The 12617-nt window shown below is 72.5% G+C and carries 8 protein-coding genes; 2 read left to right on the top strand and 6 right to left on the bottom strand.

The window, feature by feature from the left end:
* Positions 1 to 2 precede the first annotated feature (2 nt).
* Positions 3 to 776 carry a maleylpyruvate isomerase N-terminal domain-containing protein gene (locus ACFQGL_RS05545; RefSeq protein WP_377506344.1) on the bottom strand — a complete coding sequence of 258 codons (774 nt, stop codon included), beginning with the start codon at positions 774 to 776 and terminating at the stop codon, positions 3 to 5.
* 5 nt (positions 777 to 781) lie between these two features.
* Entirely contained in the window at positions 782 to 1669 is an 888-nt protein-coding gene (locus ACFQGL_RS05540) for a phosphatase PAP2 family protein (protein WP_377506341.1), read from the bottom strand.
* A gap of 185 nt (positions 1670 to 1854) precedes the next feature.
* Between ACFQGL_RS05540 and ACFQGL_RS05535 the strand changes: the two genes are divergently transcribed.
* On the top strand, positions 1855 to 2487 hold the full coding sequence (locus ACFQGL_RS05535) for a DUF3159 domain-containing protein (protein WP_377507157.1): 633 nt from the start codon (positions 1855 to 1857) through the stop codon (positions 2485 to 2487).
* A gap of 315 nt (positions 2488 to 2802) precedes the next feature.
* Here the strand turns inward: ACFQGL_RS05535 and ACFQGL_RS05530 are convergent, their stop codons facing one another.
* Complete coding sequence (locus ACFQGL_RS05530; RefSeq protein WP_377506338.1) at positions 2803 to 5703, bottom strand: glycoside hydrolase family 48 protein; 2901 nt, start codon at positions 5701 to 5703, stop codon at positions 2803 to 2805.
* An 841-nt stretch (positions 5704 to 6544) separates the two neighbouring features.
* Here ACFQGL_RS05530 and ACFQGL_RS05525 point away from each other — a divergent pair.
* Positions 6545 to 7888: a GH1 family beta-glucosidase gene (locus tag ACFQGL_RS05525; RefSeq protein WP_377506335.1), complete on the top strand. Its 1344-nt coding sequence runs from the start codon at positions 6545 to 6547 to the stop codon at positions 7886 to 7888.
* An 81-nt stretch (positions 7889 to 7969) separates the two neighbouring features.
* Here ACFQGL_RS05525 and ACFQGL_RS05520 read toward each other — a convergent pair whose 3' ends face one another.
* The 3 genes from ACFQGL_RS05520 to ACFQGL_RS05510 form a co-directional block, all read right to left on the bottom strand.
* Entirely contained in the window at positions 7970 to 8392 is a 423-nt protein-coding gene (locus ACFQGL_RS05520; protein ID WP_039906528.1) for a roadblock/LC7 domain-containing protein, read from the bottom strand.
* Positions 8392 to 10944: a sensor histidine kinase gene (locus ACFQGL_RS05515; RefSeq protein WP_377506332.1), complete on the bottom strand. Its 2553-nt coding sequence runs from the start codon at positions 10942 to 10944 to the stop codon at positions 8392 to 8394. The genes ACFQGL_RS05520 and ACFQGL_RS05515 overlap by 1 nt, the downstream gene beginning before the upstream one ends.
* 97 nt (positions 10945 to 11041) lie before the next feature.
* Positions 11042 to 12454, bottom strand: a complete 1413-nt coding sequence (locus ACFQGL_RS05510; RefSeq protein ID WP_377506329.1) for an FGGY family carbohydrate kinase — start codon at positions 12452 to 12454, stop codon at positions 11042 to 11044.
* Between the last annotated feature and the right edge of the window lie 163 nt (positions 12455 to 12617).

Here is a 12617-nt window from a genome sequence, read left to right as displayed (position 1 = left end):
TTTCAGCGGCCGAAGGCGAGCCAGCGGAAACCGGCGGCGTCGATCGCGGCCTGCTCCGGGCCGGTCAACGCCGCCCGTCCGGTGGTCTTGCGGATCAGCGTCAGTCCGTCCCAGCGCAACTCGGCCGGTACCGGTCGTCCACCGGTGAGCAGGTCGGCGATCACCGCCGCCGCCCGCGGGGTGAGCCACGGCGGCCGGTTTAGCGCGGCGGCCAGGTCCAGGCCGTGCACGCCCACCTCGACCACCCGGGTCCGCAGGAACTCGGTGAGCCGCATCGCGTCGCCGTGCCGGGTCCGGACCACTCGCTCGGCCGGGGCGGCGCCGACCGCCTCGTCGGCGGCCCGCCAGGCCCGGTCGAACTCGGCCGCCAGCGCGGCCCGTCCAGCCGGCGGCCCGCCCAGCCGACCGCCCGCGACACGAACGGCCTCGGATCGAGCAGCATCGGACCGGGCAGCATCGGACCGGGCAGCATCGGACCGGGCAGCATCGGACCGGGCAGCGTCGGACCGGGCGGCGTCGATCCGGGCGGCGTCGACCTCGGGGGTGAACTTCGCGGCGCCGAAGTAGCCGGCGGCGTCCACCTCGGCGTGCGGTGGGGCCGGCGCGGCGAGCATGTCGGCCAGCCGACCGGCGCCGGTACGCACGTGCGAGATCAACTCCCGCACGGTCCACGGCGGGCAGTCGGTGGGTCGGTCAAGGTCGGCGTCGTCCAGGTCGCTCAGGATCTCCGTGAGCTGCGCGCACTCGGCCCGGAACGCCGCCCGGACAAGCTCCACCCAATTCAGCCCTTGACCCGCGGCACCAGCCGGTGCACGACCGTGAGCACCAACGCCATCACCACCGCCATCGTGCCGGCGATGCCGGCGGCGCTGCCCGCGTACCCGACGAAGAGCGGCCGGCGGGCCAACTCGTCCGGGCCGGTGTCGCGCAGCTCGACCAGCCAGGACAGGGCGAGCCCGGAGGCGACCAGGGCGAGCACGCCGGCCACTCCGAGCAGCACGGCGGCGAGTCGGTGCGCGTCGCCGGGAGCGACCTCGGCCTGCTCCCGCTGGGTGATCAGCAGCACCAGCCCGGCCAGCGCCGCCCAGACGCCCACCAACAGGAACGCGGCGAGCGCGTCGCTGGGCCGGTGCCAGCCGGCGGAGAGGGTGGCCACCCCGGCGGCGGCGGCGTAGGCCGCGCCGAGGAAGGCGCCGACCGCGCGTACCTTGGGCGGCAGCACGAGCACCAGCGCGACCGCCACCGACGCGGCCACCGCGGTGTGCCCGCTGGGCAGGCTGTTGCCGACGGCGGCGCGCTCCGGGTCGAGGCCGTAGTCCGGCCGGTTCAGCCCGTACTTGAGCAGTTGGGTGGAGACGTTCGCCCCGGCGATCAGCAGGGTCGCGGTGATGGCGAGGGCGATGCGTCCCCGGATCAACGCGATGAACCCGATCATCGCGGTGGCGGCCAGCAGGGAGACCACCGACATCGCGTTGAGGAGCTTGCTGACCGGGCCGTCGATGCGATCCTGGCCGATGCGGTTGCCGGTCAACGCGACGGTGTCGATCCACTGGCCGATCTCGGTGTGCACGGCCACCCGCCAGACGGCGAGAAAGGCGGCCGCCTGGACCAGGGCCAGTACGACCAACCAGACCGCCGTCCAACCCCTTGCCGTCGTGCGCATCCGCACACCGTAGCGGCCGACATCGACCGCCCGACCGGTGGCCCACCGGCGATCGACGGTTAGGTTGGAATCGAGGCGAGGAGGTGGCGGTGGGCGGCACACCGGAGCGGGACGCCGACGAGGTCACGCCGGGCGCGGACCAGCGGGCCGAGGTCGATCCGCGCCCCGCAGCACCAGCGCGGAAGGAGTCGCTGGCGGACCTGTTGGGCGGTCGGCGCGGCGCGCTCGACGCCACGCTGCCACCCCTGGCGTTCGCGGTGGGCTGGCTGCTCGGCGGCGAGTCGCTGTGGGCCGGCGTCGGCGCGGCGCTGGCCGTCGGCGCGGTGGTGGCCGGCGTACGCCTGCGTCGGGGTGACCGGCCGCGGTCGGTGCTGATCGGGCTGCTCGCGGTCTGCGTCGCCGCGTTGATCGCGGTGCGTACCGGCAAGGCCGAGAACTTCTTTCTGATCCAGTTGCTCTCCAACGCCGCCAGCGCGCTGGCGTGGACGGTCAGCATCGTGGTGCGTTGGCCGTTGCTCGGGGTGGTGGTCGGCGCGGCGCTGGGCCAGCGTGCCCGGTGGCGGCGCGACCCGGCGTTGCTGCGCGGGTACGCCCGGGGCAGTTGGGTGTGGACAGCGACCTACCTGGTGCGGCTGGCCGTCTTCGTGCCGCTCTATCTGGGTGGGCAGGTGCTCGGGTTGGTGGTGGCCCGGGTCGCGCTGACCTGGCCGCTGGTCGCGGCGGCGTTGGCGGTGAGCTGGGTGGTGCTGCGACGGTCGCTGCCGGCGGGGCATCCGGGGGTGCGCCACCCGGTCACCGAGGGCGCGGACGCTCAGCCCGGCTGAACGGCCGGGCAGGGCCGCTGGCAGGCATAAAAGTGGAGAGGCCGCCACGGGGGGAGCGGCCTCTCCGGTGACGTACGTTACTCCGTCGCGGTCCTCGGTGTGATCCCGAGACGGCCCGAATTTCTGGGCTTTTTCGCGGCAGACTCCAGTCCGGGCGGTGGGGTGGGCCGACCGACCCGCTGCGTCGGCCGGATCGCCGGCCCACCCCGGCCTGACCGTGGGTGTCAGGCCGCCCGCCGGCCGGATCCCATCGTTCCCCCGGACCCGGCCGGACCCGGGGCGGGCAGCACACGCCACCCACCCCGGGAGGCACGCTCAGCCGTTCGGGAACAGGTTGCCGTAGTCGGCGTACGCCATGGCGACGTCGGCCTGTGCCCAGAACCGGTGGTAGTTGAACGAGGGCTCGGGGCCGCCGTCCAGGTAGGCCTGCACCTTGGGCCAGTCCGGGTCGTTCTTGTAGAAGGACCGGATGTCGGCGAAGCTCTTGCCGGCGGCGATGGCGTCGCCGTTGGGCATCTTGCCGGTCCAGCCCGGCGGGACATAGAGGCCCTGACCGCTGGCCGCGTCGTAGGTGTCGTCGAAGCGCCGGTAGTCGCCGCGCTTCTCGGTGGTGGAGACACCCTTGGCGTCGCTGACGCCGTAGAGCGCGTCGAGCAGCCCCTTGGCGGTCGTCTTGGCCGCCACGTTGCCCGACTTGGCGGCGTACGCGATGAGGGTCCGGGCGTAGGCGGCGGCGACGCCGACGTCCTGGCCCTTGACGGTGACCTCGACGTGCAGGTCGGTGTTGGGTTGCGGGTTGCTCGGGTTCCAGGTGGTCGGCTGGCCGGTCCACCGCATGTCCGAGGGGATCGACCAGTTGGTGCCGACGGTCGTGTTGGCGATCGCCCAGGGCACCCACTTGTCCAGCAGCGCCTTGGCCTTGGTGTTACCGGTCTGCAGGTACAGCTCGGCGATCCGCTGCATCGACCAGGCCTGCATGCCGAACCACTGGTTGGACGGCGGGTCGTTGTAGACCGGGTCGACGTCGTAGTACATGCCGTAGAAGGTGCTGGTGCCGGCCGGCGGTTGGCCGTAGTTGCCACCCCAGCTGTTGGTCGCGCCGCCGGCGATGCCACCCTCGGCGGACTGCAGCCAGGTGTAGAACTCCAGTTGCCGCTCGAAGCTCTTGGTCCAGTCGGCGACCGCGGTCGGCGACTGCGGCTTGAGCTCCGGTGTGGAGGTCAGCGCCCACGCCGCGAACGGGTTCTGGTAGCCGAAGTGGTTGTGGCTGGAACCGATCCGCCAGGACCAGTTCTGGTTGGTCTCGTACGCGCCGCCCCAGGCGTAGTACCAGGACAGCAGGTAGTGCGCCGAGTCCTTGCCGCTACCGGCCGGGCAGGTGCTCGCCCCGACGCAGTTGCCGATCTTCTTGAAGTACTTGTCGAACATGGCGTACCGCAGGTAGTCGCCCATCTTGGCGGCCTTGGCCACGGTGGCCGCCACGTCGGCCTGCTTGCCCTGCGCCTTGGCCCAGGTCAGCGCCCAGTACGCGGCCTGCACGGCGCGAGCGTCGGCGTCCGGGGCGTTGGTGTACTTCCACTGCTTGGCCGGAGCGGCCGACTCCTTGATGAACAGGTCCAGGTAGCCGTACTGGCCGCCGGCGGTGAAGGTGTCGCAGGACGGCTGCGGCACGGTCTCCCAGACCGACTCCTGGGTGCCGCGCTGGAAGGTGTTGATGTACGCCGGCCGGGTGGTCTTGTCGCCGCAGCGGCCGAAGCCGTACGTGTTGTCCACATCGAGCAGCCAGTGCATGCCGTAGATGTCACCGGTGCCGTAGGTGGACTGGAGCTCGCTTCGCAGCGGGTCCTGGCCGACCGGCACCGACGGTTCCAGGGCGGACGGGTACTGGCTGGGCAGGTCGTGCTCGGCGGCGTACTGCGGCGTGCCGGCGGCCCCAGCGGTGGGCTGGTCCGCGTGGCTGGGAATGATGTACTTCTCCATCACCGTCCAGGCGTTGTTGAACGGTGCCCAGTTCTGGGTGACCCGGCCGTACTGGGCCTCCAGCCAGAGCCAGAAGCTGAACGCCTCCGAGGTGGTCTCGTGGCCGTGGTCGGGCGCCTCGACGATCAGCGTCTCCACCGAGTGGTACGGCACGCCCTCCGGGCTGAAGTAGCCGGAGTTCTTGATCTTGGCGTACTGGTCGAGGAACCGCCTCGTGTAGACGTTGTCGCCGCCCGGGGTGTCGTTGTCCACCTCCGTCGCGGTGATCGCCAGCGGCGCGTAGCCGGTGGCCGAGGCCGTGACGGTGGCCGTGTCGCTGGTGGTGTCGGTGTCCTCGGCCGCGGCCACGGTGACGCTGACCCCGGTGCTCCAGTTACTCGGGGTGAGGCTGACCGTGGCCGGCGAGACGGTGATGTCGGCGTCGCCGGTACGGGCCAGGCTGACCGGCACGGTGGCCGCCGGTGCGGCGCTGAGCTTGAGGTTGACCGTGGAGCTGCCGCCCTCGGCCACGGTGACCGCGGACGGGGTGGCGATCAGCGTCGGCCCGGTCGCGGCCGTCACGGTGAACGACTTCTCCGCGGTGGCGCTGAGGTTGGCGTTGTCGTACGCCTTGGCCTGCACGGTGTAGGCGCCGGCCGGCAGGTCTTCGAGGGTGTAGCCGTACGGGGCGGCGGTGTCGGTGTTGACCAGCAGGCCGTTGCGGTAGAACTCGACCTTGCTGATGGTGCCGTCCGGGTCGCTGGCGGTGGCGCTCAGCGGCACGTCGGCGGGGGCCTCGAACGGGCCGGCGGGCACGCTGAGCGCGACGGTCGGCGGTTGCTGCGGTGCGCCGCCGCAGGTGACCCCGTTGACGGCGAACGAGGTGGGTTTCGCGTTGGTGCCGGTGTAGGAGCCGTTGAAGCCGATGTTGGTGCTCGCGCCGGTGCCGAGGTTGCCGTTCCACGACTCGTTGCGGGCGGTGACCTGGTTGCCGGTCTGACTCCACTGCGCCGACCAGCCCTGGGTGACCCGCTGGTTGCCGGGGAAGGCGAACGTCAGGGTCCAGCCGGTGATCGGGTCGCCGAGGTTCTTGATCGTCACATTGGCGGTGAATCCGGTGCTCCAGTCGTTGGTCGCGTAGACCACGTCGCAGGCCGGTGCGGCCTGCGCGGCGCCGGCGGGCAGGGTCACCCCGCCGACGGCGAGCGTGGCGGCGGCGAAGATCGCCACTCGACGACGTCGTGCCAGATGTCTCATGTGCGCGCTGTCTCCTCGGACCAGGCCGGGACGGTGCCCGGCAGGCGCCTGCCCGCGAGGGTGTGCTGGTGCGCGGTGGTGGCGAGGCGCCGGGACGGTGGTCGCCCCGGGCCCGGCCGGGGTACGGCGGTGCGGCCCGCACGGGACGGGTCCCGCCGGCTGCGATCGGGTGGCCGTGACCGGAGGTCGTGCCACCGGCTGCCCTCGGCGGACCCGCGCTGACGCGATCTGACTCCCGTCGCGTTGCATCGACAGCCTGCCATGGAAGCGCTCCCATAACAAGGGACAGGCGGGTCGACTCAGCTCGATGTTTCGATCTCGTTTTGGGTCTTTCACAAAGCCGTGACGGGCGTTACAGTCGCTGCATCGTCGATGGGAGCGCTTCCATCGACAATGTTCCAACTAGAAGATCGCCGGGACCGTCTCTGACGAGCCTGGGGACTCAGCCCGAGGGCTGACGGCGGGCCAGCCCGGACGCCGCCGTCAGCCATCGTCCCGCCACAGTGGAGGGAGGTGGAACCAAGAGCCACTCGCGTGGCCCGGCTCCCGCGCGACACACACGGCAGGACCCAATTCCGCCCGTGTGTGTGCAGGTACGGTGGGGACGGGGGTTGCCCTCCCCCGTCCCCACACTAAACCCCCGTACACGATGGGAAAAGAGGCCGACGGGACAGGCGCACCGCGCCGCCCGGTCGGCCTCGTTCGCTGTCCGGGGTCAGCACCGCCGCAATCCGCCATCGCAGCCGGCACGACGGCCGGCTGACCGGGCTGGCCGCCCCTACCCCTATTCTGGGAGCGCTCCCGAATCTCGGCGGTGGCCCCGTATCCACGAGGAGAATCCATGTCGATGTCTACCGGGCCCGCCGGCCCACTGCGCTTCCCCCGCGACTTCGGCTGGGGTGCGGCCACCTCCGCGTACCAGATCGAGGGCGCCGCCAAGGAGGACGGCCGCGGTGAGTCGGTCTGGGACACCTTCAGCCGTACCCCCGGGCGCACCCGCAACGGCGACACCGGCGACGTGGCCGTCGACCACTACCACCGGTACGCCGACGACCTCGACCTGATGCGCGACCTCGGGCTGCGCAGCTACCGCTTCTCCATCTCCTGGCCACGGATCCAACCCGACGGCACTGGCGCCCCCAACCAGCGCGGGCTCGACTTCTACCGCCGACTCCTGGACGGCCTGCACGAGCGCGGCATCGCGCCGATGGCCACCCTGTACCACTGGGATCTGCCGCAGGCATTGCAGGACGCCGGGGGCTGGGAGTCGCGCGACACCGCCCACCGCTTCGCCGACTACGCCGACGCGCTCTTCCACGCACTTGGCGACCGCGTGCCGGTCTGGCTGACCATCAACGAACCCAAGACCGTGGTGCAGAACGGCTACCTCACCGGCCACCACGCCCCCGGCCGACAGGACCCGGACGCCGCCTACCTGGTCGCCCACCACCTGCAACTGGCCCACGGGCTCGCGGTCCACGCGCTGCGCGCCACCGGCGGCACCGGCCGGATCGGCCCCGCGTTCAACCTGCACCCCTGCTACCCGGCCGACGACTCGCCGGAGGCGGCCGCGGCGGCACGGCTGCTCGACGGCTACGAGAACCGTCTCTACCTCGACTCCGCGCTCAGGGGCAGCTACCCGCAGGACGTGCTGGCCGACCTGGGCCCACAGAGCCGGATGGTCGGTGGCATCCGCGACGGGGACCTCGCGGTGATCTCCGCACCGGTCGACCTGCTGGCCGTGCAGTACTACACGCCGATCTACGTCAGCGCCGACGGCGGCACCGAGCGCCGCTGGCCCACCTCCGAGGCGGAGTGGCAGCAGATCTATCCCGACGGGATGTACGACACTCTGACCAGGGTCACCCGTGACTACGGGCCGATCCCGCTCACCGTCACCGAGAACGGGCTGCCGACCCCGGACACCCTGGCCGCGGACGGCACCGTCGACGACCCCGGCCGGATCAGCTTCCTGCGCGACCACCTGGCCGCCGCGCACCAGGCCATCGCCGCCGGGGTGCCGCTGGAGAGCTTCCACGTCTGGTCACTGCTGGACAACTTCGAGTGGGACCAGGGGTACGACCAGCGGTGGGGCCTGATCTACGTGGACTACCCGACCCAGCGGCGGGTGCTCAAGCGCAGCGCCCACTGGTACCGGTCGGTCATCGCCGACGGCGGCTTCTGAGCCGGGCCGCCCGGACGGCCGGGCCCAGGACGGGCCCGGCTCCGGTGAGCCGGTGACCGTCCGGGGCACGGCCGGATCTCCTCAGCGGGGCAACGCCTGCTGCAACTCCGCCCGCAGCGCCGGCGTGAGCATCTCCCCCGCCTGCTTGGCCAGCCGGGCCATCTCGTAGCCCACCACGCCGATGTCCGCGTCCCCGGCCGCGAGCGTGGCCAGGATCGACCCGTCCCGCACCTGCATCACCAGGAAGTACCCGCGGCCCATCTCGACCACCGTCTGCTTGACGATGTCGCCGTCGAACATCTGGGCCGCTCCCGCGGTGATGCTCATCAGGCCGGAGGTCACCGCCGCGAGCTTGTCGGCGTTGTCGCGGGGCAGGTGGTCGGAGATCGCCACCAGCAGCCCGTCGGAGGAGACCACCACCGCGTGCGCCACGCCCGGCACCCGCTCCGCGAACGCGCTCACCAGCCAGCTGAGATCTCGCGCCTCCTGGCTCAACGTCGTCACTATCGTCGTCCCCCTTCGTCGTGCCCCCCGTGCGGTGGCACGGGTATCTCGGTGGTGTCCTCGGCCTCGGCGCGCCGCACTCCGCTGTAGAGCCGGGAGAGCATGCCGCCGACCGCCTCCGGGTCTGGGTCGTTACGCGTCGGCGTCGACTCCGGCCGGGCCGGGCGGGTGACCGAGGAGAGCTGCGCCATCGGCACCCGCATCGGCAGGCCGCGCTCGTTGGTGCCGGCCGTCACCGGGACGGCCGGTGGCACCGGTGACCCCGTCGGTGTGGTCGGTCCCGGCCCCGCCGGCGCGGTCGATCCCTGCCGGGACCACCAGCCACCGCCACGGGAGCCGGCCGGGGCGAGCACGTCCTCCGCCCGCACCGGGGCCGGACGGGACTGGCGGGGCACCGCCGCACCCGGCGGTCGGCCGGCAACCGGCAGGTCCATCGGCGCCAGGGCCGGACCGGGCACTCCGTTGGAGCCGGGCATCCGCTGCGCTCCGCCACCCCGGTTGACACTCGCCGCGAGCATTCTGGCCGGCGCCGGCTGGTCCAACTCGGCCGCACCCGCCGGGGCCAGCAACGCGGCGGGCAGCACGAGCCGCGCCACCAGGCCGTCCTTGCCGCCGTCCAGCCGCACCTGTACGCCGAGCCGGGCCGCCAGGTGGCTGACCACGAACAGGCCCATCCGCTCGACCGCCGCGACGTCCGCGGCCGGCGGGCTGGCCAGCACCGCGTTCGCCTCGGCCAGCGCGGCCGGGCTCATGCCCAGTCCACGGTCGGTGATCTCGACCAGTGTGGAGGCCGCCTCGACCCGCGCGGTCACCACCACGACGGTGTCCGGACGGGAGAACGAGGTGGCGTTCTCCAGCAGCTCGGCCAGCAGGTGTACGAGTTCGCCGACGGCGTGGCCGACCACGTACACCTCGCCCACCGACTCGTGGCGGACCCGCCGATACTGCTCGATCTCCGCGGCGGCGGCCAGCAGCACCGCGCCGAGACCGACCGGCCGGTTCCACCGACGGGTGGAGTCGGTCCCGGCCAGCACCAGCAGGCTCTCGTCGTTGCGGCGCATGCGGGCGGCCAGGTGGTCGAGCTTGAACAGGTTCTCCAGCTGGTCCGGGTCGCTCTCCTCGCGTTCCAGGTCGTCCAGCAGCTCCAACTGGCGCTCCACCAGCACCTGGCTCCGGCGGGCCAGGTTGACGAACATCGCGTTGACGTTGCGCCGCATCAACGCCTGCTCGACGGCGACGGTCACCGCGCTGCGGTGCACCGCGACGAACGCCTCGGCCAGCTCGCCGATCTCGTCGAGCGAGCGGACCACGGCCGGCGCGACCTCGATACCCGGCACGCCGCCGGTGACGGTTCGCAGCCGGGCCAGGGCGTCCGGCAGCTCGACCTGCGCGATCCGCAGCGCCTGGCTGCGCAGCAGTCGCATCGACCGGGCGACCGACCGTCCAACGAGCAGCGAGATCAGCAGGGCGACCAGCAGCACCGCGACGATCCCGCCGGCCACCAACAGGGTGGTCCGCAGCTGACCCGCGCTGACCTCGTCGGCCTGCCGTACGGCGTCGTCCAGCACGCCCGCCTCGACCTGCCGCAGCAACTCCTGGCGTTGTTGGCTGGCCGCCCACCACTGCTCCGAGGGCAGCACCTCCGGCGTCGCGTCACCGGCCGGCAGACTGCGCTCCTCCAACTGCGTGGCGACCAGGAACATCGGGTCCACCGACGTCTCGTCGTACCGGCGGATCTGCTCGGGCGTGGCGGCCACCCGGAACGCACCGAGCGCCGTCAGCTGTTGCGTACGCAGGTCGGCCAGGAGCACCCGGTCCTCGGTGCCGTACCGGCCGGCGCGGGCGGCGGCGTAGAGCTGGGCCCGGACCCGGGAGGACAGCTCCTTGACCCGGGCCAGTTGGACGTAGCGCAGTACGGCATCGCTCAACGCCGGCCGGTCCTGACCCGGCGTCGGCTCGGCGAGCAGGTCCAGCATCGTGTCGACGGCACGGTGATAGTTGCTCAGGATGGTGTCGTTGCTCAGCACCGCCGGCGGGATCGCCGGTCGAATGTCGACCACCTGGTCGTACGCCTCCAGCGCCTCGGAGAAGGCGACCCGCCAGGACGCGTCGGCGTCGGCCAGCGGCTCGGCCGCCCGGCGCAGGTCCTCGACGGCCCGGTCGGTCGCCGACTGCAGTGGCTTCAGAGCGGTCCCGGCGGCGTCCCGGTCGCCACCCGCCCCGCCCCGACGCAGCTCACCCAGCTCCCCCGCCGAGCGGTCCCGCTCCTGCTGGAGCTGGTGCACCACGGCGGTGATCTGCCGGCCGATGCCGACCTGCCGGGCGAAGTCGTTCAACGTGGTGGTCCGGCCCACCAACGCGCTGGTCTGGACGCCGGCGAGCACCAGGAACGCCACCGACGGCACCACCAGCACGGTGGCCAGCTTGGTGCTCATCCGCCAGTCCCGCAGCCGGAACGGCGAGCGGCGTCGGTGCGGTACGACCCGGACGTCGAAGCGACGCCGACGATGGTTCGACACCGCGGCCTTCGCCGGGTCGGGCTCTGCCGCCACCCTGCCTCCTCCTTCGCCGCGTCCACCGCGGTCGGGGGAGCGCAGTCCATCCAACCAGGCCCGGGACCGCTGTCAACGGCCCGGGCTGACCGGAAGTTCAGGAAGGATACTGCGGGTGGGAACGTCCTGCCGTGGTCGGTAAAACCAGCTCGTCCGTCCGGCCGATGTCGGCGAGGTCGGCCGCGTCACCAAAGCGGCCCAGCGCCACCAACGCCGCGCCGGTCGCACCGATCTCCGGGTTGCGTTGATGCGACACCGGCCGTGGCGCGAGCGCCGTGGCGAACGCCTGTCGCCACCACACCGAGGCGGCCACCGCGCCGCCGCCGAGCACCACCCCGACGGGTTTGTCGACCGTGGACTCCAGCACCGCGAGGTCCCCGGCCACCAGCTCGCACATTCCCTGCATCAGGCCGGCCAGGATGTCCACCGAGGTGCTGCTGAAGCTGAGGCCGCGCAGTTCACCGGTGCCCGCCGGGGCCAGACCGGGTGCCCGGTCGCCGCCGAAGCGGGGGTCGGCGGGTCGACCGCCACCGGCCGGGACCAGCGCCAGTGCCGCGTCCAGATCGGCGCCCTTGGGCAACCGCAGCTCACGATCGGCCCAGGCGTACAGGTTGCCCCCACTGGAGTACGCCGCGCCGGTCACCACGTGGTCGTGGTCGACCCGGTAGCGCCAGAGCCGTTCGGGCAGCCGGGGCAGCGGCTCGCCGGCCGGGATCCGCTGCATCAGCCGTACGGCCGCGGAGGTGCCGACGGTGACCGCGGCGCGACTCGGATCGGCACAGCCCGAGCCGACGTTCGAAGCTCCACCGTCGCCCACCGGCGGAGACCAGCGGGCCTGCGCCAGTTGCGGCCAGCGGCGGGAGTGCTCGGCGCGCAGCCGCCCGTGCCAGTCCAGCTCGCCCAGGGGCGGCAGGTCCCGCGGTCGCGCCCCGGCCAGCGTCAGCGCCTCCCCGTCCCAGCGCATGCTGCTCAGATCCAGCAGCCCGGTCCCGGAGGCCTGGGAGACCGACATGGGCGCGTCGTCGAGCAGCTCACCCAGGACGTACTCGGGCAGGCCGACGAACCGGGCGATCGAGGTGCCGGAGTGCTCCCGCAACCAGGGCAGCCGTACCGACCAGTAGGAGCGGTGCCACCAGCAGCCGGTGCGCTGGTGGAAGCCGTCCGGGTCGGTCGGGCCGGGTGCGCCGCCGATCGGCACCGGCCGGGTGTCCAGCCAGGTGACCACCGGGCCCAGCGGGGTGCCGTCGCGGTCCAGCGGGAGCACCGAGTGCCACTGCGCGGAGATCGCCACCAGGTCGACATCGTGCAGGTGCCCGCCGCTGGCCAGCTCGTCGAGGCACTCGATGAGGCAGGCCAGATAGTCGGGCCCGGAGAGCGTGCCGGTGCCGTCGTCGCCGATGGCGAGGCTGACCTTCCGCCGGGCCAGTGCGCCGGGCAGCGGTTGGGTGTCCGCGTCCAGCACCAGGCCGCGTACGGAGGAGGTGCCCAGATCGAGCGCGAGAATGTTCATCGCCGGTCAAGTTACCCGGTGCTGGCCGTGCCGGAACGTCGGTCGGGCCGGGCACACCGGTACGCCTGATCGGGTTCCCGACCAGGGGGCCAGCGCGTAGGGTGATTCGCATGCTCGCGCATCCGACCTGCTGGTGGCCCGCCGACCTGGCGGCCACCCCCCG

Origin of the sequence: Micromonospora vulcania (assembly GCF_042658605.1) — a bacterium.
Classification (GTDB): Bacteria; Actinomycetota; Actinomycetes; order Mycobacteriales; family Micromonosporaceae; genus Micromonospora; species Micromonospora vulcania.
This window is presented reverse-complemented; position numbering and strand designations above follow the sequence as displayed.

What these genes read in the sequence shown, in the direction of transcription:
- ACFQGL_RS05530 (WP_377506338.1), bottom strand. Translation starts at nt 5,703, where the DNA reads ATGAGACATCTGGCACGACGTCGTCGAGTGGCGATCTTCGCCGCCGCC.
- ACFQGL_RS05525 (WP_377506335.1), top strand. Translation starts at nt 6,545, where the DNA reads ATGTCGATGTCTACCGGGCCCGCCGGCCCACTGCGCTTCCCCCGCGAC.
- ACFQGL_RS05510 (WP_377506329.1), bottom strand. Translation starts at nt 12,454, where the DNA reads ATGAACATTCTCGCGCTCGATCTGGGCACCTCCTCCGTACGCGGCCTG.